This is a genomic window from Comamonas sp. DB36 (genome assembly GCF_057914905.1).
In genome coordinates this window covers 586,734-607,606 of record NZ_CP196631.1, presented here as the reverse complement: position 1 = coordinate 607,606, position 20,873 = coordinate 586,734, and the positions used below count along the sequence as shown (strand labels likewise).

The window sequence follows — 20,873 nt, the reverse complement described above, 5'->3', positions numbered from 1 at the left end:
TGGAGCATTCATGACCTCTTCAATTGGAAATCACAATGCGCAACAGATTGGCCGCACCGATATCCACAGCATGGGCGTGGAAGATGCATTTCTGCTTGTCAATTACCAGCGAATGAGCAATCTGGGAAATGTACTCAAAGACCAGATCGCGGATGTGCAGGAAAAAAACATCCAGATGAATGAAACCAACGAACTGATGAGCCTGGCGCGCACCGTATTGGCCAAGTTCGGCAGCGATGCAAAATCCGACGAAGAGATCGCCGACAGCGATGAAATGAGCACATTCCGGAAAGAGTGCGCCAATGCGGGATTCAACACCGACGGCATCAGCAACAAGGGCGAGCTGAATGCGGCCTTCGAGAACTTCAAATCGAAAGTCGACTCACTGACCAATACCCAGCAAATCGCCATGTTGCACGCGCAAAGCACATGGCACGCATACAACGAGACCGCCAGCAGCATCACCAATCATTTGAAGGGCATGCATGACCTCAAGCGAGAGATCATCCACAACTCTGTCTGAGGACCTGCAATGAGCGCACTTCCGTTCAACATCGAGTCTTCTGCCCAGGTGCTGGAACTGCTGAGCCAGGGCGGCGGCCTGGGCACGATCTTTGGCTATACCGAAGACGAGTACGAGGCAATGTATGCCCTGGGCCACAGCCATTACAGCCAGCAGCGCTATCTGGATGCGGCGATGTGCTTCAGCTTTCTGATGGCGCACCAATCACTGGAGCGGCGCTTAATCACGGCATTTGCCGCCTGCATGCAAATGCTCAAGCACTACCAGGATGCCATCCAGTACTACTCCATGGCTTCGCTGCTGGATCTGCAAGACCCGCTGCCCACATTCCATACGGCCGAATGCTTCATCGCGCTTGAGCTGCCGGAGCAGGCAGGCGAAGCACTGGCCCTGGTCGTTGCCCAATGCCAGTCGCCCCATTGGCAGACGCTGCGCCAACGCGCCCAGGTCCTGCTGGAACTGCTGGCGGATGCAGGCGCAGCACCCGCGACGGAGGAGCATATTCCATGAGCACTGGTCTCGGAATCAACCAGTTCCGCCCTGCCCCTGCGGCAGCGCTGGAGGATGAGATGCCGGGCGTCGCCACGCCGGGCGTCGCCACGCCGGGCATATCGACGCCTGAAGCCTACATGGCGTCCGAAAAAGCGGACCTTGCCGCGCAGGCCGACTTGGCCCCCGCCAAGGCACTTGGCGCACTCCAGATCTCCGACCCGCATGGCGCACCGGCCATTGCTCCGGTGAACAAGGATTTCGCGATTGAAAGAATGATGTTGGAGTTGCAGAAAGTGAAGCTCAAAAGCCAGGAAGGCCAACTGCGCACCGCCAGCGAAGGCATGGCCGTGGATGGCTTGAACCGGGATCAGTACAAACAGAATGCGCTCGCCAAATTGCAGGAGGCGAACGACAAAGGCGAAAGCGCCGAAGCAAAAAGCAAGTACGCGAAGATTTTCAGCTGGGCGGCCAAGATCGGCGCCTTTGCCGGCAGCCTTCTGGCCGTTGCCGGGAGCCTGGCGGCGGTCGTCCTTTCCGGCGGTGCGGCCGCTCCCTTGCTGGTTCTGGCGGTGACGGGCCTTGTTTCCTCGTCCATCAGCCTGATTTCCGCCATTCGGCAGGAAAGGGGCGGCGAGCCCTTGGACATCAACATCGGCGTGACCATGGCCTGCAAGGCCTTGCTCACGCAGGTGGGCGTGCCCGAGGAGAAGCTCGAGGCGGCGAGCAAGATCATGGCCGGCTCGCTGGGGATCATCACGGGCGCGGTGGTGCTCGATCCACAGCTCTTTGGCAGCCTGGCTTCGGGCGTGGTTCTGATGAGCACGGGCAACGAGAACTGGGCGGCCGTCGCTGCCGCTGGTGTCACCGCCTACACCACCATGGCCCTTGCAGCGGTGATGTGCATCGCTAATCCCGGCAGCGCTTCCACGCAGGTGCAAAAGGCCATGGCCCAGATACCTCAGTTGGCGAACACCATAAAACATGCCTTGTCGGCGGTTTCCGCCGCAGGCTCCGGCATTTCGGCACTCATCAACATAGGCGTGAGCTTCGACGAACACGGCGCCGCCATGGCCCAGGTCGACCGGCAGAAATTCTCCAACCTCATCACCAAGCTGCAGGCGCAGATGACGAAAGACAGCGAACAGATTACCGAGATCGTCAAGGACATCCAGCAATCGATGTCCCAGGTTTCCAAAATGATCATGCAGGCCGGAGAAAGCCGGGCACAGATCATCGCCAATCTTGGCCGCTTCATGGCTTGACGCCGCAGAAGGACTTCCATGACCGTCAACTTCCCACCCCAAGGCACTACGGTCCAGCCGGCCCACATGGCGCAAAAGTCCGCTGCGGCAGATGTCAAAACGCCGACAGGACGGACTTACATCGACGCCTTGGCAGAAGACAATTTCACGGCCAAGGCAGAGGGATCTGGACACCTGCAGCCGCAAGGCAAACAGGTTTCGCCCGCGCAGGTTAGGCAGAACCTGCTACGGGTGCTGGACGACCTGCCCCTGGACCTGTCGCAGATTCTCATTGCCGTGCGCAAGAACGCCCAGGAAATCAGCAAGATCAATGTGCTGCTAAGGGACATGGCGGAAGTGAGCCAGATGGAAAAGATGAACCAGTCCGCGGACGACCCGAAGAAATCCGCCAATTTCCGCCTGGGCGCCGGATTGATCCAGGGCGTGACACAGGCTGCCATGGCCAGCAGCCAGATCGCTTCCAGCGCGCAGGCCGCCACGGCCACCTCGCAAGGCATGGATACGCAAAAGCAAGGCCAGGCGCTGCAGCAGGACGCCACGAATCTGAACGCCACGGCCACCCAACTCGAGTCGCAGGCACAGCACCTGGAAACCACCGCTGCGACCAGTGGCTCCGCTGCCGTTGCCGAGCATCCTGCCGCCGACATCGAGAAAAATCTCGCCGCCACGCCACCGGCCCGTGTCGAAGCGGACATGGCCCTCCAGATCGAGGAGCAAATTCAACCGACGCCCAGCGCGCAAGAACCTGCAAGTACTGAAATCCTCGATGGCACAAGCCTGGCCGAAAAATCCCCCTCGGGAGCAAAAACGCCCTCCGCTGCGGCCACCAGCGACACCGCCCACGCCGAGGCAAATCCCACGCGCCCTGCCCGCCAGGACCCCACCCCCGAGCAAATGAAAGCCCATGCCAGCATTCTGCGCAAGCATGCCGACAACTTGAAGGTCGAGGCCGCAGCGAAGTTCGACGAGGTGAAGGAAATCAATGCCACGGCGGAAGGCATCAGGAGCAAATGGGAATCCTACAGCAAGCTGCTCGATGGATTGATAGCGCAGCCCTTGATTACATACCAAAGGTTCCAGGCAGAAACCAGCGACAGCGACTCCAAGCGCCATGAGATCGAGGCCAAGCAGCAGGAAATCGAATCCAAACGCGCCGGTGACGCGATCCACAGCGCCAACCAGATTGGCCAGGATGCGCTGCAGAAGTTGGACTCTGTCATCCAGGCCCAGAGCGAGACCATCCGCGCCATACAGCGCAACAGCATTTGAGGAGTTCCTGCCATGACAAGCACCGCGGCCGCCGCGCTCGACGCCATCATTGCCGGCCAGATCCGTGAACTGGAGCAGCTGCCCAGTGCCAACCGGCTGGAGCCGGCCAGCCAGGCGACGCTCTACAGCATGGCCTGCGCCATGCTGCAGGCAGGGCAGTGGCAGCAGGCCAGCGCCTACCTCTCGTTCCTGCTGCTGTATGCACCGACCCACCCCGACTACCTGCGCACCAAGGCCCAATGCGCGCTGCGCAACGGCGATCCGATGCAGGCCGCCCAGTTGCTGTCGCTGGCCTTGTATGTGCAGCCCGAGTCGAGCGCGCTCGCGCTCGCCCTGGCCGAAGCCCTGATCCAAGCCGATGCTCACGCGCTGGCACGCGTGCTGCTGCTGCAACTGCGCCGGCTCGCCCAGCTTCCAGCCGATCTCGCCGAACACACACGCGCCGGTCTCCTGCTGCAAGGACTAGACAGCCATGCCCCTGCCTGAAGCCGCCGATATCCAGCTGTTGACCCAGGTCGGCTTTCTGGCCGCCGGGCGCGGCGATGTGCCGCGCGCGCTGCGCATCTTCGAGGCGCTGGCGCGGCTGCGGCCTGACCGCGCATTCGCCCATATTGGCGCGGCGACCGCGCTGCTCAATGCCAGTCGCGCCAGCGACGCCGTGCAGCAGTTGCAGGCGGTGCGCATGCCGGACGGCCCCGAGCGCGACATGCTCGAGGCGTTCAGGGGCCTGGCGCTGCAGCTGGCCGGACGCCGCAGCGAAAGCATCTATGTACTGCGCCGGGTCGTGGATCTCGCTCGCCAAGGCAGCGCCTCGGACGCCGCAGTGTTTGCCGCTCGGCTGCTGGGCGAAGCCCCCCACCCGAGCCCCAGGCCCGAGCCGCTTCTCGCCCTTTGAACCAGGAGAAACTCATGGAAGTCATTGCCAGCCTTTCCTCCGTACGCATTGAACCGGCGTGGGCCAAAGCGTCCATCGCGCCAGCGCCCGACGCCGCCGCGGCGCAGCGGTTCGCGGCCTTGATGCAGCCCCCGGCGCCCGATGTGGCCAGCGCCGCGCTGCCAACGACAGCGGTACAGGGCGCAGCCATCAATCCGCAGAACAGGGGCGAGGCGCTGCTCAACAGCGTGCAGAAAGTGTCCCAAAACTTTCGCGACAACGTGACGCGCGTGCACGCCGAGCTGCACAGCGACAACGCCATGACTTACCGACAGAACATGGCTCTGATGGTGGATATGCACCTGGTCGGCATGCAGACGCAGATGATGACAGCGGGCACCCGCGTCATAACTCAGAAACTGAACGAACTGACGCATCTGCAATGAAGCTACGATTTCCAACGCGCCAATGGCTGCGCAGCGGGCTGCAGATGCTGGTGCTGGGCTGCTGCCTGCTGCTGTCTGCCTGCGGCGGGCGCGTGGACCTGATGGGCGCGATTGCCGAAGAAGAGGCCAACGAGGTGCTGGCCGCGCTGATCAATGCCTCCATTCCCACCGAGAAAGTGCCGGGCAAGGAAGGCATGGTCGGCGTGCGCGTGGCCTCGGGTGATGTGGGCCGCGCGCTGGAAGTGCTGCGCGACAAGGGACTGCCGCGTGAGCGCTTCGCCGGCATGGGCCAGATTTTCAAAAAGGAAGGCCTGATCTCCTCGCCGCTCGAGGAGCGCGCGCGCTACATCTACGCGCTGTCGCAGGAGCTGTCGAACACGCTGTCGAAGATAGACGGCGTGCTCGCGGCGCGCGTGCATGTGGTGCTGCCCGAGCGCGGCACGGCCGGCGAAACCGGCGTGCCGTCGACGGCCGCGGTGTTCATCAAGCACCAGGACGGCTACAACCTCGAGATCATCCAGCCGCAGATCCGCCGCCTGGTCACCAACAGCATTCCCAGTCTGACCGCGGACCGGGTCTCGGTGGTTTTTGTCGCTTCGCAGGCCCGCACCAGCGCCGCCGCGACCGAAGCCGCGCCACAGGCGGTCTGGGGCTTCGAGGTACCCGCTCATGCGGCGGCGCGCCTGTCGCTGCTGCTCTGGTCGCTGGCGGGCATCGCCGCCGTCGCGCTTGCCGCGCTGGCCTATGGGCTGTGGCGCTACCGCCAGTTGCTCATGCCGGCTTCGACCACCCCAACCATGGAGGCTTCATGAGCGACCTGCACTCGCCGCTCTCACTGGCGCCGCTGCAGCGCTTCAACCTGCTGCCCAGTCTGGCGCTGCACCCGAGCCGCGCCGCGCTCTGGCTGCCCGGACACGCGACCGCCTGGATCGCGGAACCCGAAACCGCGCGGCAATGGCATAGCCACTGGTCCCAGTTGCTGCTCGAACGCCTGCAGGAAGACGCGCAGCCGGTGTGCGACCTGTCGCACCCCGCGACGCCGCTGGCCCTGGCCGCGCCCACGCTGCTGCGGGCCACGCTGCGGCATGCGGGGCTGCTGCTGCTGGGAAAGAACCTGCGCCAGCGCATTGCGCGCAGCGAAGTCAATGCCGCCCAGGCAGCGATAGGTTTCACGGCCTGGGACTGGGTTTGCAGGCAGGGCGCGACGCTGCATCCCGGCCTCGACGACCCGCAGCCTTGGATGGAGCAGGGACTGGCCGCAGGCGCGGACCGCCTGGGCGCGGGCCTGCTGGCCCAGAGCTGGCACGATGCGCCCGCGCCCCTGCGCCGCCGCGCCGACTGGAAGCTGCCGCTCGATGCCGAATCGCCCGCATCGCGCGAAGCCAGCGGAATGACGCCTGCGCAGGCCTGCAGCCTGTGCCTGCAGACCCTGCAATTTCTGGAGCCCGAATGGCTTTCCTCATTCCCAACAATCCATTGACGCCGCAGCGCAAGCTGCAGGCACGCATCGCGCCCGGTACACGGGTGCTGCGTGCCGCGGAGATCGCCGCCTGGGGTCAGGCCGAAGCGCTGATCAGCGCCGCCCAGGACCAGGCCCAGGCGATTGCCGCCAGCGCCCGGGCTGCCTACGACGAGGAATGCCGGCGCGGCTATGCCGAAGGCCGGGCCGAAGCGCAGATGGCCCAGGCCGAGAAAATGATAGAGACCGTGGGCCGCACGGTCGAGTATTTCGCCCAGGTCGAAGCCGACATGGTGGCGCTGGTGATGGGCGCGGTGCGCAAGATCATCGACGACTACAGCGATGCCGAGCGCGTGCTGATCGTGGTCAAGAATGCGCTGTCGGTGGTGCGCAACCAGAAACAGATGACGCTGCGCCTGCATCCACAGCAGGTCGAGGTGGTGCGCGCGCGTATCAACGACCTGCTCGCCGCCTATCCGGGCGTGGGCTATCTGGACATCCTGGCCGACGGCCGGCTGGCCCCGCACGCCTGCATTCTCGAAAGTGAAATCGGTCTGGTCGAGGCCAGCATAGACGGCCAGATCGCGGCGCTCGAGAAGGCCTTCCAGAAAGTGCTGGGCAGCCGCGTATGAGCACCGGCATCAAACCCGGCGTGCGTGCGTTGCGCCAGTTCGACTACATTGCCGAGATGATGCAGCTCGCGCTCGACGACGCGCCCATGCTGCAGATCAAGGGCCGCGTGACCCAGGTCATAGGCACCATCATCCGCGCCGTCGTGCCGACGGTCAAAGTCGGCGAAGTCTGCGTGCTGCGCAATCCCGGCGAAGACTTCGAGATGAAGGCCGAGGTCGTGGGCTTTGCGCGCGATGCGGCGCTGCTCACGCCCATCGGCGACATGTACGGCATTTCCGCGGCGACCGAAGTGATTCCCACGGGCCGCGCCCATCTGGTTCCCGTGGGCTTCGGCCTGCTGGGTCGGGTGCTCGACGGCCTGGGCCGGCCCCTCGACGAAGCCGAGCGCGGCCCACTCGAAGCCAGCAAGTTCTACCCGGTGTTCGCCGAAGCGCCCGACCCGCTCAAGCGGCGCATCATCAGCCAGCCGCTGGAACTCGGCGTGCGTGCGCTCGACTCCGTGCTGACCTGCGGCGAAGGCCAGCGCATGGGCATCTTCGCGGCCGCGGGCGGCGGCAAGTCGACGCTGATGGGCATGCTCGTCAAGGGCGCCGACGTGGATGTGACCGTGGTCGCGCTGATCGGCGAACGCGGCCGCGAAGTGCGCGAGTTTCTCGAGAACGAACTCGGCGAGGAAGGCCGCAAGAAAAGCGTGATTGTCTGCGCGACCAGCGACAAGTCGTCGATGGAGCGCGCCAAGGCCGCGTATGTGGCGACGGCCATCGCCGAGTACTTCCGCGACCAGGGCAAGAAGGTGCTGTTCCTCATGGACTCGGTGACGCGCTTCGCGCGTGCCCAGCGCGAGATCGGCCTGGCCGCGGGCGAGCCGCCCACGCGCCGCGGCTATCCGCCGTCGGTGTTCGCAACGCTGCCCAAGCTCATGGAGCGCGTGGGCATGAACGACAAGGGCTCGATCACCGCGCTCTACACGGTTCTGGTCGAAGGCGACGACATGACCGAGCCCATCGCCGACGAAACCCGTTCCATCCTTGACGGCCACATCGTGCTGTCGCGCAAGCTTGCGGCCGCCAACCACTATCCGGCGATCGACGTGCTCTCTTCCACCTCGCGCGTGATGAATGCCGTGGTCACGCCCGAGCACAAGCGCATGGCCGGCCGGCTGCGCGAACTGATGGCCAAGTACGAGGAAGTCGATCTGCTGGTCAAGATCGGCGAGTACAAGCGCGGCGGCGACGCCGCCACCGACGAAGCCATCGACAAGATGGAGGCCATACGCGGTTTCCTGAAGCAGCGCACGCATGAGAGCTCCAGCCTGGCGGACACGCTGGCCGGGCTCGCGAACCTGGTAGGAACCGGATGATGAAATTGCTGCACGATCTGCTGGCGATCAAGCGCTTTCGCGAAGGCCGGGCCGAAGCGGCGATGCGCGCGCAGCGCCAGGCCCTGCGCCAGGCCCAGCAAGAGCGCCTGGACGCCGAAGCCCTGCTGGCCCGGCTGCTGGCCCAAGGCGTGCTCGCCGAACGGCAGCTCTACGCCGACCTGTGCGCGCGCATGGTGCGCCTGCGCGAAATACAGCAGGTGCATCTGGCGGTCGCCGCATTGCGCCAGCGCGAGCAGCGCCAGCAGGATGCGCTGGAAGCCGCGCAGCGCGCGCTGGAAACAGCGCAGCAGCGATTCGACCAGGCGCGCGGCCAGCACCAGGAGGCCGCGCGGCAGACCAGCAAGTTCATCGATCTGGCCGGCAGCTTCGCTGCGGTCGAGGCACTCGAATCAGAACGCCGCGAGGACCTCGAAATGGAAGAGGCGGCCAGCGTGGTGCGCGAGCGCGAAGACTGGCACAGCGCCGGCGAAGAGGTCGCCTGATGCCAGCCCACCCCACAGGAGACCTGCATGCGCTCTGAACGCCCCCTTCACCTCGATGCAGGCGTGCCATCGGGCAACGCATTTGGCACGCCATCCGATACGCCCGGCCAGGCCGACACGCGCAGCCAGCAGCAGCTCGCCGACGATGGTCGCAACCTGCGCGATCTGCTGAGCCGGCAGCGCAATGCGCCTGCGGACGCCGAGGCGGCCCAGGCCGGCCCAGCCTTGGCCAACCCCTTCGATCTGTTTCAGCCGGCGCTCGCCGCCGCCGCGCGGCAAGCGCCGCCGGCCGCGCCTGCGCTGACGCAAACCCTGGAACAGATGGCCAGCCGCCTGCTGGTCGCCGACGGCCGTCAAGGCCGGCGCGGCGTGCAGATCACGCTGAGCGACGCGCAACTGCGCGGCGTGGTGGTCGATGTCTTCGAGGAAGCCGCGCGGCTGGTGGCGCGCTTCACCTGCAGTGACGAAGCCGCGCGCGAGCGGCTGTGCGCCGCAGCGGCCTGGCTGGGCGAAAGCCTGGCGCAGCGCCTGCAGCGCGACACCCGCGTGGAGATACAGACCGACGACGCTGAAGACCGATGTCTGGTGCAGGTCGATGCGAACCACTGACTTTCCTTATTTGCCACCCTTGATGTCCACCTCCCTGCCAGCTCCGGCCTCCTGGAAACCGCCACAGCTGTCGCGCAACGAGGCGCAGGCCCACACGACCATTGCCCAGCGGGCCATGGGCATGCCAGTGCGCGCAGGGGGAACGCACTGGCGGGCGAGTCTGCGTCCTGTCATCGAGGCACCATGGCAGACGCTTGCCAGCGACGTCCTTATTGCCATCGAGTGGGCGGGCGCACAGCTGCAGCTGCAGCTGCCGCACGCCGTCACAGAACAGCTGCTGTCGGCCCTGCTCGACGGCGCCGCGCTGCCGCCGCTGCCCCAGGAAATGCACGCCAGCACGCTGGCCGCGGCGCTGGACGATCTGCTGATCAGCCTGGAGCGCCTGGGCCGCGGTGCGCCCCGGTTCATATCGCAGGCAGAAGGCCAGCTGCCCGCCGCGCTGCCCCATGCGTTCGCTCTGCAACTCGATGCGCTCGAAGGCCGCCAGGCCATCTCCGGCCTGGTGCGCAGCGACAGCCTGGGCCTGCTGCTGATCGCCGGCCTGGCATCGATCCTGCCGCCGCGCGGCGGACCGCTGGCGAATGCGGACCTGCCCCTCGCGCTGTACCTGGACATCGGCTACGCCACGCTGGCCATCGACGAACTGCGGCTGCTGGCCCTGGGCGACGTGGTGCCGCTGGCGCACCGCTTTGTGAGCGCCGAGCGCGTTCTGTGGCTGCAGGCGCCGGGCGCCGGCGGTCTGCACGTGCAACTGCCAGCGCCGCCAGAAACAGACTCCGCACCGGCCCCTGCGCGCGCGCCCTCTCTCACCGTTGTCCAGTCCTGGAGCCACACCATGCCCGCCCTTGACCCGCCTGCGAACGAAGCCGCGAGCTTCGACGCCATCCCGGTACGACTTTCTTTCGATCTCGGCGAGATCAACCTCACGCTCGCCGAGCTGCGTGCCCTGCAGCCCGGCCAGTCCATCAGCCTGGGTCATCCGTTGGCGAGTGCGGTGCGCATACGCGCGAACGGCGCGCTGATCGGCGAAGGCGAACTGGTGGAAATCGACGGATTGCTGGGCATCTCGGTGCGCCAGCTGTTTGCCCCGCGCACGCAGAGCGCAGCATGAACCATTTCGATCCGATCTCGCTGGCGGTAATGCTGGCGCTGCTGGCGCTGCTGCCCACGCTGGTCGTCGTCACCACCTCGTTCCTCAAGATCGCGGTGGTCATGTCGCTGCTGCGCAATGCGCTGGGCGTGCAGCAGATGCCGCCCAACCTGGCGCTATACGGCATGGCGCTGATCCTGTCCGTCTATGTGATGGCACCGGTGGGCGTGCACATGTTCGACCGACTGAGCGCCGAGCCCGAAGCGCTCAAGAGCGTGCCGGCGCTGGTCGGCGCAACGCGCGAGGGCGCGGAGCCCTTGCGCGAATTCATGCTCAAGAACAGCCGCATCGAACAGCGCGACTTCTTCGTGCGCACCGCCCAGCGCATGTGGGGCCCGCAGCTGTCCGCAGGCATTTCGGAGCGCGACTTCATCGTGCTGGCGCCGGCCTTCGTGGTGTCGGAGCTCACGGCCGCGTTCCAGATCGGCTTTCTCATCTATCTGCCGTTCGTGGTGATCGACCTGATCGTCTCCAACATCCTGCTGGCCATGGGGATGATGATGGTCTCGCCCGTCACGATCTCCCTGCCGCTCAAGCTGTTCCTGTTCGTGATGGTCGACGGCTGGTCGCGCCTGATCCAGGGACTGGTGCTCAGCTACGCCTGATCTTCCCTAAGGACGCCCCCATGCAATCCGTCGATGTCGTTTCCTACTTCACGCAGGCGCTGTACCTGGTGCTCTGGCTGTCGCTGCCGCCCATCATCGTCGGCTCCATCGTCGGCACGCTGTTTTCGCTGTTCCAGGCGCTGACGCAGATCCAGGAGCAGACGCTGTCGTTCGGCATCAAGCTGATCGCCGTGTCGATCACCATCCTGCTGACCGCGCGCTGGGTGGGCGGCGAGATGTTCAACTTCACGGTGCAGATCTTCGACGCCCTGCCCGCCCTGGGGCGCTGAGCACCCACGAATGCCAGGGAACCCCATGGAGCTGCCGGTTACCTACGATGAGGCCATGTCTTTGCTCAAGACGCTGGCACTCACCCAACCGCGAATCCTCGCCATGTTCATCGCCCTGCCGCTATTCAACGCCCAGATCATTCCGGGAATGCTGCGTTTCAGCGTGGCCGCGGCGCTGAGCCTGGTGATGGTGCCCGCGCTGGCCCCGGTGGTCGCGCAAGCGGCGGCCACGCTCGATACCGGAATGCTGCTGCTGCTGATGCTCAAGGAGGCCTTCATAGGCTTCGTCATCGGCTACCTCGCGGCCGTCCCTTTCTGGATCTTCGAAGCCGTGGGCTTTCTGATCGACAACCAGCGCGGCGCGAGCATTGCCGCCACGCTCAACCCGCTGACGGGCAATGATTCCTCGCCGCTGGGCATTCTGTTCAACCAGGCGTTCATCGTCTTCTTTCTGCTCAGCGGCGGCTTCACGCTGCTGCTGGGAACGCTCTATGACAGCTTTGCGCTCTGGAGCGTGTTGCAGTGGACGCCCGAGCTGCGCGCCGAGTCGGTGCCGGTGATGCTCGAGCAGCTTGGCCGTCTGGTGCGCATGGCATTGCTGCTGGCCGCACCGGCGATGGTGGCGATGTTTCTCGCGGAGTTCGGCCTGGCCCTGGTCAGCCGCTTCGCTCCGCAGCTGCAGGTGTTTTTCATGGCCATGCCGATCAAGAGCGCGCTGGCCATGCTGGTGCTGCTCCTCTACGCGTCATCGCTGTTCGAGTACGCCACCGACCATGTGCTGGCCATAGGCCGTATCCTGCCCTGGCTGCGCGATCAATGGGGGCCGGCCGGCTGAGCGCCCGCAGCAGCGATGAGCGAAAAGACCGAACAACCGACGGCCAAGCGCCTGCGCGACTCGCGCAAGAAAGGCGATGTCGCGTACAGCAAGGACTTCACCCAGACCCTGCTGATACTGAGCATCTTCGGCTATCTGCTGGTCAACAGCGCGCACATCGTCGAAAACCTGGGAGAGATGATTCTGCTGCCCGGCACGCTGCTGCAGCTGAACTTCCAGGACGCGGCCAACACCCTGGTGATCGAGCTGCTGACCGGCGCGGCCTGGGTGGTGCTGCCGTTCATAGGCATCGTGCTGGGCGTGGGCCTCTTCGCCGATGCCATGCAGGTGGGCATCATTTTCGCGGTTGAAAAGGTCAAACCTTCGGGCAAGAAGCTCAACGTATTGACCAATGCGAAGAACATCTTCTCCAAGAAGAACTTCGTCGAGTTCCTGAAGTCGGTGCTGAAGATCGGCATTCTTTCTAGCCTGGTGGCGCTGCTGATCCGCGACGCCATGCCGATACTGACCAGCATTCCGCAGGCCGGCCTGCCGGGCCTGGGCCAGGTCATGGCGTCGCTGCTCAAGACCATGCTGATCTATATCGGCCTGGCGTACAGCGTGATCGCGCTGGCCGACTTCGTCTGGCAGCGCATGCAGTACCGCAAGGGTCTGATGATGTCCAAGGACGAAGTCAAGCAGGAGTACAAGCAGATGGAAGGCGACCCGTATATCAAGCAGCAACGCAAGCAGTTGCGCAAGGAGATGCAGCAGAACTCCGTGGTGCAGAGCGCGCGCGAGGCCAGCGTGGTGGTGACCAACCCGACCCACCTCGCGGTCGCGCTGCGCTACGACGAGAACGAAACGCCGCTGCCGCTGATCCTGGCCATGGCCGAGGGCGCTCTGGCACAGGCAATGATGGACGCGGCGCGCGCCGCCGGCGTTCCCGTGATGCAGAACATTCCGCTGGCACGCGCGCTGACCGCGCAGGGAGAGGCGGGCCAGTACATTCCGTCCGAACTGGTGGAGCCTGTCGCCGAATTGCTCAGGCTGCTGCAGCAGCTCGACCCACAGGCCCCGACCTGAAGGCCATGCCCATGTCCCGCCCTGCGCCCCAAGACGCGGCCGCCCTGCTTGGCAGCTATGCCGCGCAATACGACATTCCCATGGCCCCCGGCGCGGCCGCGCTGCAAATGCTCGTCGATGGGCATTACCGACTGCAACTGCGCGCCCTGCCTGGCGCAGGAATCATGGTCAGCGCCCGCCTGAAAGCGCTGCCTGACCCCGGTCCGGCGCGCGACGACCTGCTGCTGGCCTGCGCCCGGCTGGCCTGCGGCACCATGAAACAACAGGCCACGACGTGCAGCGTGGATGCGCGCTGTCGGGCCATCTGGCTGCAGCTGCCGGCGCCCGCCCTATCGATCAAGGATATAGACGATGCCGTGGGCCGGTTCGTTAACTCGCTGGCTTTCTGGTCACGTGCCAGTCGCTCTCTTTGAACACGGTCCATGCGCAGCTACCTGTCCATGACACCGCCACCCCGTCTCCAGTCCCCCATGCCCGCCACGAGACCATCCCCGCGCAACCAGGCCTGGCCGCGCAAGACGCTGCAAGCACTGGTCTGCGCCAGCCTCTTCGCTGCGTCCTGGGGCTCGGCACATGCGGCTGCGCCGCCCTGGACCGAAGCCCCTTACAGCTACTATGCGGACAGCACCAGCCTGACCCAGGTCCTGAGCGATTTCGCCAGCAGCTTCAGCCTGTCGCTGGAGCTGTCGCCCCAGGTCGCGGGCAAGGTGCAGGGCAAATTCACCAGCGCCAGTCCGACGGAATTCATGGACCGGCTGGCCAGCGTCTACGGCCTGACCTGGTTCACCCATGCGGGCACCCTGCATGTGGGCCGCACCACCGAAGTCACGACGCGCAGCATCAGCGCGGGCGGCGGCAACATCGCCACCGTGCGCCAGGCGCTGACGAGCTTGGGCGTGCTCGATGCGCGCTTTGGCTGGGGAGAGTTGCCCGAACAGGGCATTGCGCTGGTCTCGGGGCCCGCGCCCTATGTCGCGCTGATCGAGCGCACCATGGCCCAGCTGCCGATGATGGCCGGCGGCCAGCAGGTCGCGGTGTTCCGTCTCAAGCATGCTTCGGTGGATGACCGCACCATTCTCTACCGCGACCGCCAGATCACCACGCCGGGCCTGGCCCAGGTGCTGCGCAACCTGATAGGCGGCCAGTCGGGCGGCTCGGGAGTCAACAACGCGCTGATTTCCTCGGTGGCCCCAAGCCAGGGCCAGGGGCTGCCAGGCCTTTTCAGCGCGGCCAACACTGCGGGCCTGACATTCGACTCCAACAGCTCCGGCCTGCCCAACGGACCGTTTGCTTCGGCCAACGGCACGGCCCATGCGGCCGGCGCCCAGAGCGGCGCCAGCGCCGCCCAGAAACCAGGCGGCGCGGCCACAGGTGCGGGCATGCGCCGGCTCGCGCCCTCGATACAGGCCGACTCTCGGCTCAATGCCATCATCGTGCAGGACACGGCCGAGCGCATGCCGCTCTACAAGAGCCTGATCGAGCAGCTCGATATTCCTTCGCCGCTGATCGAGATCGAGGCCATGATCATCGATATCAATTCCTCGCGCCTCGACGAACTGGGCATTGCCTGGAGCGCACGCCGCGGCGGCAGCGTCGCCGGCTTCGGTTCGATGGCGACCAAGGGCGATGGCAACGATCTGGTGCTGGGCGCGGTTGCGCGCGGCGCCAGCGTCGACCCCGCGAGCCTGGTGGTGAGTTCGGGCAACTTCCTGATCAACCGCATCCGCGCGCTCGAAGGCACGGGCGAAGCCAGCATCCAGTCCCGCCCGTCGATTCTCACCATCGACAACATAGGCGCGCTGCTCGATCTGTCGGAAACCTTCTATGTCCGCAGCATAGGCGAGCGCGTGGCGACGATCACGCCGATCACGGCGGGCACTACCTTGCGCGTCACGCCGCACTATGTGCAGCGCGCCGAAGGGCCGGTGATCCAGCTCGATGTGGACATCGAGGACGGCCAGATCCAGGACACGCAGATCGATACCCTGCCCACCGTGCGCCGCAGCGTGGTCAGCACCCAGGCCATCGTCGGCGAAGGCCAGACGCTGCTGATCGGCGGCTACAAGAGCACGCAGTCGACGCGCGATGTCAACAAGGTGCCCGGACTGGGCTCGATACCGGTGCTGGGCATGCTGTTCTCGAACAAGGTGCATAACCAGGCATCGCGCGAGCGGCTGTTCATGATCAAGCCGCGGCTCGTGACCCTGCCCACGGGCGTCACCTCGGACATCAACGCGCTGCGCGCACCCGTAGAAGCCCCCGCGGCCATGCCCGTGTCGTCGCAAACGCCGCCGCCCGTCGTAGGGGAGACACCGGCAGCGCCACACGATTCCCGCGCGAGCGTGGTCGACTACGCTGGCATCGAGGCCGTACCGCAGGAACCCTGAGAAGAAGCCTGGTCAGGTCCTCGCCCACCGGGCCGCGGTGCCGCGCAAGCCTTTCCCGCGGCATCGGTTCTGAAGTACTCGCAGCGCCGCTGCCCGTGCACACGGCAGCAAGGCCCGAGATGGCCACCGAGATGGCCACTGTGGATCAGCTTGCGAGGATTGATGGAGAACTGGCTCGAGCGCAGCCGCTGCCTGCGCTGCCCAGGCAGCGCGGATCGCGCCGCAGCCCTGCCCCCCCTGGAGGGGCTGCGGTTCAGGTCCGCATCAGACGTTGCGCTGCCTAGAAATCGAGTTCGACGCCACGCGCCTGCAGCTTCGCACGCAATGCCGCGCGCGCGCGCGAGAGCCGGCTGCGCACCGTTCCCACGGGCACGGTCAGCAGTGCAGCCGCGGCTTCATAGGACAGTTCGTCGACCGCAACCATCAGCAGGATGGAGCGCATGCTTTCGGGCAGATCCTCGAGCGCAAGTTGCAGATGGCGCATGCGCTGAGTCTGCTCGACTGCCTCGTCCGGCGCCAGTGCGTCGCAAGCCATCTCGTCAAGCATCGATTCGTCCGCGAATTCGTAGCGGCGATGCGGCGCGCGTGACAGATGGTTGCGCACCAGGTTCATGGCGATGCCATACAACCAGGTGGACAGCTCGGACTGCCCCTTGAACGAGCTATAGGATCGAACCGCTTCCAGGAAGGCCTGCTGGGCCAGATCCTGGGCATCGCTGGGATTGCCGATGTTCTTGATGATGAAGCGATACAGGCGTGTGCCATGCGCCTGCACCAGACCTTGAAACAACTCGTCACGCTGCGCCATGGACTGCTCGTCCATTGGCGTCATGCTCTCACTTTCAGAAAACGCCTCGGCACCCAAGGCATCGGTTTCCCACACCTGCACCGTTGACTCGTAAATCATATTGGCCACCGCCCATGTACGAATTAAAAAAGTGGAATTACCCACGTAACTAATTCTTACATGGAATTGCAGAAGCTGTATAGATTGAAATATCCCAATGCCGCATCCAGCTTCTCACAATCGGCCACACGGTTATCTCAATGCAACACGCCATCTACAGACGAAGATAATGCCTTCCGACGCAATATCTCATCGTTTGGCAGTATCCGGGACTGCTGTTTTAGTAACTTTTTTTTACACAAAACTGAGAAGGCCTGCGTTGCGCATCAGGCCATGGGCCGCAGCGCCCGTCTCAGTACGAACCGGAGGACGACGCGGACACGGTCTGCAGTTCCGACCGCAGCCATTCCTGCGCCACGGCGGGTGCGACCGGAACCTGCCCTTGTTGCGCGGCCCGCGCAAAGCGTTCCTGCATGCATGCGTCGATCGCGTCGCGCTGCTGCGGGCTGACCGCTTCAGGGCGCAAGCCAAGGGCCGCGCAGGCGTGCACGAACGCCACGCTGTGGGGGGCGGCACTGAACATGAATTGCGTCATGAAATCAACGCCCTGCAAGGCCTTCTGGCTGGTCTCGGCCATGTCGATGGCCTGCAGCACCAGACGCGACGCCAGAGGTGCGCCAGGGCTGGGGACCAGGCCCAGTTCGCGCACTACTGCGTCCCGGATGCCCCCGGGAAACGCCGCCCCCAGGGCGGCGATGAACATCGAGGTGGTGTCCACCTCGATGTCGGGCCGTGCACCGAAGCGCTGCGCCTGCGCCGTGCTGCACGCCCCCACCGTCCATAGCGAGCCATCGTGCACCACCTGCACGGTTTCGCCCTTTTTTGCTGAATCACCGAAGGAATCCAGCGAGAGCTGAGCAGGGTGCACAAGCGGTTTAATAGTCACAGCCACAGAAACCTCTTCAGGTATTAGTAAATTCTTATCTTTAGTAACCGCACACTGAGCACGGTTCCTAGTCAAAAAAGGCCAGGCCGCCAATCACGGAAAGCTGCTAGTTAATTACCGTGATATTTTACATCTCGCAATAAATAATAGTCAAACAATCAATCACTGAAAACAACTACCAGTTATCCGTGATATTTCCAATTTCTGATTGAATCGCCAAATCTGAAATCACGGAAATTAACTACCAGTTATCCGTGATATTTAAAAATCGCCAGCGCATTGACAAATTACAAATCACGGGAATTGACTAGTGGTTATCCGTGATGTCGCCCATGATATGGATACGAATTAATCCCTGCGAAATTGCCACGCTGGCGCAGCGGGGTCGCTCAACCCGCAGAAGCAGCGTCGAAATGCTGCGCCGAAGCCGCCGATGCAGCGACCTGTTCCTTGAGCCAGTCGCGAAACACTTCGACCTTGCGCGACTGGCGTTGCAGTTGCGGGCTCACGAGGTAATAGGAGGCACCGGTGCGCACCGGCAGGTGAAACGGCGCGAGCAGCTTGCCATTGGCCAGGTCGTCGACCAGCAGCGCCGTCTGGCCGATCGCGATGCCCAGGCCATCGGCCGCGGCCTGCCAGGTAAGCACCGAACTGCTGAACTGCATGCTTTCGACATCCTGGATTTCACTTTCGTAGCGGCACAGCCGCGCCCAGGTCTGCCAGTCCTTCTGCCGGTAGTGCGAGACCAGCAGGCGCTTGCGCAGCAAGGCCTGGGGATAGGCAGCCTCGGGAGCATTGGCCCGCAGGTAGGCAGGACTGCAGACAGGCTCGATCACATCCTCGAACAGGAAATCGGTGTCCATGCCCTGCCAGGCGCCGCGCCCCATCTGTATCGCCAGATCGACCGGGTCGCGGTCGAAGTCGACGTCCTTCACGGAGTTGGTGATGACCACCGCAATGTCGCTATGACGCGCATGGAAGTCGCTGAGCCGTGGAATCAGCCACTTGGCCGCGAACGTGGTGTAGGTCTGGATGCGCAGCGTGCTGTCCGATCCGCTGCGCATGATCTCGCCCGTGGCCCTGGCGATGCTTTCGAACGCCGGGGCGATGGCTTCGCCGTAACGCAGGCCGGCCGTGGTCAGGCTGACGCCGTGGCGCTCGCGCCGGAACAGCTCCGCGCCGAGATAGGACTGCAGAACGTTGAGCTGCTTGCTCACTGCCGACTGGCTGATGTGCAGTTCCTTGGCGGCCTGCGTGAGATTGCGCGTGCGCACCACCGCATCGAAGACCTTGAGGGGATTGAGCGGGGGAATCTTCTTGACCATGCGCGATTCTAGAAGCCCTGGCCGCGGCGGCCAGGCGCCCGGGCTTCAGCGCGCCTGGCCCAGCCCCAGCGCATTGCACACCAGCGTCGGGCCATCCCCATCGTGGCGCAGGCCCAGCTGCTGGGCATTGGGCGTGCGCAGCGGCGGCAGTCGCGCGAACACGCGGTCGATGAACGGATCGGGCGCATAGCTGACCAGCTCCCTGACCCCGGGGCCGAAGTGCTGGGCCAGCGCATCGATGACCTCGCCCATCGTCAGATGCAGCACGGGCATCTGGTAGCTGCGCTGCGCATTCCACAGCCCCGAGTCCATACGGGCCATGTGCAGCAGATTGTCCACGCAGGTGCGCGCGGACATCCACCAGCAGCTGCCCGTGGGCGACACCGGCAGCGTGACGGCCCGGCCTTCGGCGAGGCTCCAGAACAGCTGGCTCATGAAGGCCGACGCCAGGCCCGCATTCTCATCGCGGCGCGCGACAATGCCCGGCAGGCGCACGGAGCAGCCGTCGACCCAGCCTCTGCGGCTGGCGTCCGCCAGCAGGATTTCGCAGGCCAGCTTGTGCGCGCCGTAGCTGATCGCGGGCGCGGGCGCGAGGTCTTCGCTGGCGACGCCCGAAAAGCGGTCGCCGTAGACCGCCACCGAGCTCGCGTAGACGAAGCGCGGCGGCTGCGCCAGCGACCGGCAGGCGTCAAGCAGATTCAGCGTTGCGTCCAGATTCACGCTGCGGCCCAGCGCGGGATCGCGTTCGGCCGCGCCGCCGGGAACGCTGGCCAGATGGAAGATGCAGTCGGGCCGGGTGTCGATCGCGCGCTGCAGCACGCCGCGCTCGGCCACGCTGCCCGCGATGTGCTGCACGCAAGCGCCGGCCGCTGCGCCGTCGAACGCCAGGTCGACCAGCACCAGCTTGCGCAGCGGCTGACCGTTCAAGCCTGCGGTCAGCAGCCGCTGCACCAGCTGCTGGCCAATGAAGCCCTGCGCTCCCGTGACCAGCACGCAGCTCATCGCACGTACTCCACGACGCGCTGGGCAATGCTGCCGAACGGCGCTTCGTCGCTGCCGTCGAACTGCGCCTGCATGCGCACGCTGTCGCCAAAATGCATATAGCGCGTGCGCGCTTCGCCATGGTCGAGTATTTCCAGCACGCGCCGCTCGGCAATGCAGGCCGAGCCCGCGGCGCGGTCGGCGTTGGAGACCGTTCCCGAGCCTATCACCGTGCCGGCCGAAAGCCGGCGCGTGCGCGCCGCATGCGCGATCAGCTCGCCGAAGCCGAAGTTCATTTCACCGCCGTGGGGCGCACCGAAATGCTCGCCGTTCCACTGCACCTGCAGCCGCATCTGCACGCGGCCGTCGCGCCAGGCCGGACCCAGTTCGTCGGGCGTGAGCGCAATGGGCGCAAAGCTGCTCGACGGCTTGGCCTGCAGAAAGCCGAAGCCGGTGCGCATCTCGCGCGGGCCCAGCGCGCGCAGGCTCCAGTCGTTGATCTGCACCACCAGTCGCACGGCGGCCAGCGCCTGCGCGGGCGTCGCGCCCATGGGCACGGCGCCGACGACCACGCCGAACTCGCCTTCGAAGTCGATGCCGTCGGCCTCGCTGGGCAGCGCAACGTCGGCATGTGGCCCGAGGAAGTCGTCGCTCGCGCCCTGGTACATCAGCGGCACGGTCAGCGCATCGGGCTGGGGCGCGGTATTGAACGCCTTCTCCATCAGGTGTCCATGGTTCAGAAACGCCGAGCCGTCGCACCACTGCGGCGCACGCGGCAGCGGCGCGGCGCACTGGCGCGCATCGAAAGCCTGGGCCTGCGCGCACGCGCCGGCATTGAGCGCCTCGTACAGCTGGCCCAGCGCGGGCGCGACCGCGTCCCACTGCGCGAGGGCGGTGCCGAGGTGGGGTGCGATGGCCGAGGCACAGGCCATGGTGCGCAGATCGCGCGAGACGACGACCAGGCGGCCGTCTGCATGTTCGGAATGGAGTGTTGCAAATTTCATGGGGTTCC

At 65.1% G+C, this 20,873-nt stretch carries 25 protein-coding genes; 20 read left to right on the top strand and 5 right to left on the bottom strand.

The window, feature by feature from the left end; genetic code table 11:
- Positions 1–10 precede the first annotated feature (10 nt).
- The 20 genes from ACSVDO_RS02870 to sctC are packed head-to-tail and all read left to right on the top strand — an operon-like array spanning position 11 to position 15,762.
- Positions 11–523, top strand: coding sequence for a hypothetical protein (locus ACSVDO_RS02870; RefSeq protein WP_489594827.1), 513 nt, complete (start codon positions 11–13; stop codon positions 521–523).
- Positions 524–532: 9 nt separating this feature from the next.
- Complete coding sequence (locus tag ACSVDO_RS02865) at positions 533–1,033, top strand: SycD/LcrH family type III secretion system chaperone (protein WP_489594826.1); 501 nt, start codon at positions 533–535, stop codon at positions 1,031–1,033.
- Positions 1,030–2,277, top strand: a complete 1,248-nt coding sequence (sctE, locus tag ACSVDO_RS02860; RefSeq protein ID WP_489594825.1) for a type III secretion system translocon subunit SseC family protein — start codon at positions 1,030–1,032, stop codon at positions 2,275–2,277. Before ACSVDO_RS02865 ends, sctE begins: the two co-directional genes overlap by 4 nt.
- 18 nt (positions 2,278–2,295) lie before the next feature.
- The gene (locus ACSVDO_RS02855) at positions 2,296–3,546 is read left to right on the top strand and encodes a hypothetical protein (protein WP_489594824.1); all 1,251 of its coding nucleotides are present in this window, start codon (positions 2,296–2,298) and stop codon (positions 3,544–3,546) included.
- 12 nt (positions 3,547–3,558) lie between these two features.
- The gene (locus tag ACSVDO_RS02850) at positions 3,559–4,032 is read left to right on the top strand and encodes a hypothetical protein (protein WP_489594823.1); all 474 of its coding nucleotides are present in this window, start codon (positions 3,559–3,561) and stop codon (positions 4,030–4,032) included.
- A complete protein-coding gene (locus tag ACSVDO_RS02845; protein ID WP_332533909.1) occupies positions 4,019–4,441 on the top strand; it encodes a hypothetical protein in 423 nt (140 codons plus the stop codon). The genes ACSVDO_RS02850 and ACSVDO_RS02845 overlap by 14 nt, the downstream gene beginning before the upstream one ends.
- Before the next feature lie 14 nt (positions 4,442–4,455).
- The gene (locus ACSVDO_RS02840; protein ID WP_489594822.1) at positions 4,456–4,866 is read left to right on the top strand and encodes a hypothetical protein; all 411 of its coding nucleotides are present in this window, start codon (positions 4,456–4,458) and stop codon (positions 4,864–4,866) included.
- Entirely contained in the window at positions 4,863–5,678 is an 816-nt protein-coding gene (gene sctJ, locus ACSVDO_RS02835; RefSeq protein WP_489594821.1) for a type III secretion system inner membrane ring lipoprotein SctJ, read from the top strand. Before ACSVDO_RS02840 ends, sctJ begins: the two co-directional genes overlap by 4 nt.
- Entirely contained in the window at positions 5,675–6,346 is a 672-nt protein-coding gene (locus tag ACSVDO_RS02830; RefSeq protein ID WP_332533907.1) for a hypothetical protein, read from the top strand. The genes sctJ and ACSVDO_RS02830 overlap by 4 nt, the downstream gene beginning before the upstream one ends.
- A complete protein-coding gene (locus ACSVDO_RS02825; protein ID WP_489594820.1) occupies positions 6,316–6,957 on the top strand; it encodes an HrpE/YscL family type III secretion apparatus protein in 642 nt (213 codons plus the stop codon). Before ACSVDO_RS02830 ends, ACSVDO_RS02825 begins: the two co-directional genes overlap by 31 nt.
- Before the next feature lie 29 nt (positions 6,958–6,986).
- The gene (gene sctN, locus ACSVDO_RS02820) at positions 6,987–8,318 is read left to right on the top strand and encodes a type III secretion system ATPase SctN (protein ID WP_489596317.1); all 1,332 of its coding nucleotides are present in this window, start codon (positions 6,987–6,989) and stop codon (positions 8,316–8,318) included.
- Positions 8,318–8,821 carry a type III secretion system stalk subunit SctO gene (gene sctO, locus ACSVDO_RS02815; RefSeq protein ID WP_489594819.1) on the top strand — a complete coding sequence of 168 codons (504 nt, stop codon included), beginning with the start codon at positions 8,318–8,320 and terminating at the stop codon, positions 8,819–8,821. The genes sctN and sctO overlap by 1 nt, the downstream gene beginning before the upstream one ends.
- A gap of 27 nt (positions 8,822–8,848) precedes the next feature.
- Complete coding sequence (locus tag ACSVDO_RS02810; RefSeq protein ID WP_332533904.1) at positions 8,849–9,430, top strand: hypothetical protein; 582 nt, start codon at positions 8,849–8,851, stop codon at positions 9,428–9,430.
- A gap of 22 nt (positions 9,431–9,452) precedes the next feature.
- On the top strand, positions 9,453–10,541 hold the full coding sequence (gene sctQ / locus ACSVDO_RS02805) for a type III secretion system cytoplasmic ring protein SctQ (protein WP_489594818.1): 1,089 nt from the start codon (positions 9,453–9,455) through the stop codon (positions 10,539–10,541).
- Positions 10,538–11,185: a type III secretion system export apparatus subunit SctR gene (gene sctR, locus ACSVDO_RS02800; protein WP_489594817.1), complete on the top strand. Its 648-nt coding sequence runs from the start codon at positions 10,538–10,540 to the stop codon at positions 11,183–11,185. Before sctQ ends, sctR begins: the two co-directional genes overlap by 4 nt.
- Positions 11,186–11,205: 20 nt before the next feature.
- The gene (gene sctS / locus ACSVDO_RS02795; protein ID WP_332533901.1) at positions 11,206–11,475 is read left to right on the top strand and encodes a type III secretion system export apparatus subunit SctS; all 270 of its coding nucleotides are present in this window, start codon (positions 11,206–11,208) and stop codon (positions 11,473–11,475) included.
- A 55-nt stretch (positions 11,476–11,530) separates the two neighbouring features.
- A complete protein-coding gene (sctT, locus tag ACSVDO_RS02790) occupies positions 11,531–12,310 on the top strand; it encodes a type III secretion system export apparatus subunit SctT (protein WP_332533900.1) in 780 nt (259 codons plus the stop codon).
- Between the two features lie 15 nt (positions 12,311–12,325).
- Entirely contained in the window at positions 12,326–13,375 is a 1,050-nt protein-coding gene (gene sctU / locus ACSVDO_RS02785; RefSeq protein ID WP_489594816.1) for a type III secretion system export apparatus subunit SctU, read from the top strand.
- Between the two features lie 11 nt (positions 13,376–13,386).
- Entirely contained in the window at positions 13,387–13,788 is a 402-nt protein-coding gene (locus ACSVDO_RS02780; protein WP_489594815.1) for a type III secretion system chaperone family protein, read from the top strand.
- Between the two features lie 57 nt (positions 13,789–13,845).
- On the top strand, positions 13,846–15,762 hold the full coding sequence (gene sctC, locus ACSVDO_RS02775; RefSeq protein ID WP_489594814.1) for a type III secretion system outer membrane ring subunit SctC: 1,917 nt from the start codon (positions 13,846–13,848) through the stop codon (positions 15,760–15,762).
- Between the two features lie 280 nt (positions 15,763–16,042).
- Here the strand turns inward: sctC and ACSVDO_RS02770 are convergent, their stop codons facing one another.
- The 5 genes from ACSVDO_RS02770 to ACSVDO_RS02750 form a co-directional block, all read right to left on the bottom strand.
- Positions 16,043–16,714, bottom strand: coding sequence for an RNA polymerase sigma factor (locus tag ACSVDO_RS02770; protein ID WP_332533896.1), 672 nt, complete (start codon positions 16,712–16,714; stop codon positions 16,043–16,045).
- A 247-nt stretch (positions 16,715–16,961) separates the two neighbouring features.
- Positions 16,962–17,561 (bottom strand): BspR family type III secretion system anti-sigma factor, encoded by a 600-nt coding sequence (locus ACSVDO_RS02765; RefSeq protein WP_489594813.1) that lies wholly within the window; start codon positions 17,559–17,561, stop codon positions 16,962–16,964.
- Between the two features lie 383 nt (positions 17,562–17,944).
- Entirely contained in the window at positions 17,945–18,880 is a 936-nt protein-coding gene (locus ACSVDO_RS02760; RefSeq protein WP_489594812.1) for a LysR substrate-binding domain-containing protein, read from the bottom strand.
- Positions 18,881–18,925: 45 nt separating this feature from the next.
- Positions 18,926–19,882, bottom strand: coding sequence for an NAD-dependent epimerase/dehydratase family protein (locus ACSVDO_RS02755; protein ID WP_489594811.1), 957 nt, complete (start codon positions 19,880–19,882; stop codon positions 18,926–18,928).
- Positions 19,879–20,865: a fumarylacetoacetate hydrolase family protein gene (locus tag ACSVDO_RS02750; protein ID WP_332533892.1), complete on the bottom strand. Its 987-nt coding sequence runs from the start codon at positions 20,863–20,865 to the stop codon at positions 19,879–19,881. The genes ACSVDO_RS02755 and ACSVDO_RS02750 overlap by 4 nt, the downstream gene beginning before the upstream one ends.
- Positions 20,866–20,873: the final 8 nt, after the last annotated feature.

Bases quoted from the DNA above. Each gene is read 5' to 3' on its own strand.
- ACSVDO_RS02870 (WP_489594827.1), top strand. From the start codon at position 11: ATGACCTCTTCAATTGGAAATCACAATGCGCAACAGATTGGCCGCACC.
- ACSVDO_RS02865 (WP_489594826.1), top strand. From the start codon at position 533: ATGAGCGCACTTCCGTTCAACATCGAGTCTTCTGCCCAGGTGCTGGAA.
- sctE (WP_489594825.1), top strand. From the start codon at position 1,030: ATGAGCACTGGTCTCGGAATCAACCAGTTCCGCCCTGCCCCTGCGGCA.
- ACSVDO_RS02855 (WP_489594824.1), top strand. From the start codon at position 2,296: ATGACCGTCAACTTCCCACCCCAAGGCACTACGGTCCAGCCGGCCCAC.
- ACSVDO_RS02850 (WP_489594823.1), top strand. From the start codon at position 3,559: ATGACAAGCACCGCGGCCGCCGCGCTCGACGCCATCATTGCCGGCCAG.
- ACSVDO_RS02845 (WP_332533909.1), top strand. From the start codon at position 4,019: ATGCCCCTGCCTGAAGCCGCCGATATCCAGCTGTTGACCCAGGTCGGC.
- ACSVDO_RS02840 (WP_489594822.1), top strand. From the start codon at position 4,456: ATGGAAGTCATTGCCAGCCTTTCCTCCGTACGCATTGAACCGGCGTGG.
- sctJ (WP_489594821.1), top strand. From the start codon at position 4,863: ATGAAGCTACGATTTCCAACGCGCCAATGGCTGCGCAGCGGGCTGCAG.
- ACSVDO_RS02830 (WP_332533907.1), top strand. From the start codon at position 5,675: ATGAGCGACCTGCACTCGCCGCTCTCACTGGCGCCGCTGCAGCGCTTC.
- ACSVDO_RS02825 (WP_489594820.1), top strand. From the start codon at position 6,316: ATGGCTTTCCTCATTCCCAACAATCCATTGACGCCGCAGCGCAAGCTG.
- sctO (WP_489594819.1), top strand. From the start codon at position 8,318: ATGAAATTGCTGCACGATCTGCTGGCGATCAAGCGCTTTCGCGAAGGC.
- ACSVDO_RS02810 (WP_332533904.1), top strand. From the start codon at position 8,849: ATGCGCTCTGAACGCCCCCTTCACCTCGATGCAGGCGTGCCATCGGGC.
- sctQ (WP_489594818.1), top strand. From the start codon at position 9,453: ATGTCCACCTCCCTGCCAGCTCCGGCCTCCTGGAAACCGCCACAGCTG.
- sctR (WP_489594817.1), top strand. From the start codon at position 10,538: ATGAACCATTTCGATCCGATCTCGCTGGCGGTAATGCTGGCGCTGCTG.
- sctS (WP_332533901.1), top strand. From the start codon at position 11,206: ATGCAATCCGTCGATGTCGTTTCCTACTTCACGCAGGCGCTGTACCTG.
- sctT (WP_332533900.1), top strand. From the start codon at position 11,531: ATGTCTTTGCTCAAGACGCTGGCACTCACCCAACCGCGAATCCTCGCC.
- sctU (WP_489594816.1), top strand. From the start codon at position 12,326: ATGAGCGAAAAGACCGAACAACCGACGGCCAAGCGCCTGCGCGACTCG.
- ACSVDO_RS02780 (WP_489594815.1), top strand. From the start codon at position 13,387: ATGTCCCGCCCTGCGCCCCAAGACGCGGCCGCCCTGCTTGGCAGCTAT.
- sctC (WP_489594814.1), top strand. From the start codon at position 13,846: ATGCCCGCCACGAGACCATCCCCGCGCAACCAGGCCTGGCCGCGCAAG.
- ACSVDO_RS02760 (WP_489594812.1), bottom strand. From the start codon at position 18,880: ATGGTCAAGAAGATTCCCCCGCTCAATCCCCTCAAGGTCTTCGATGCG.
- ACSVDO_RS02755 (WP_489594811.1), bottom strand. From the start codon at position 19,882: ATGAGCTGCGTGCTGGTCACGGGAGCGCAGGGCTTCATTGGCCAGCAG.
- ACSVDO_RS02750 (WP_332533892.1), bottom strand. From the start codon at position 20,865: ATGAAATTTGCAACACTCCATTCCGAACATGCAGACGGCCGCCTGGTC.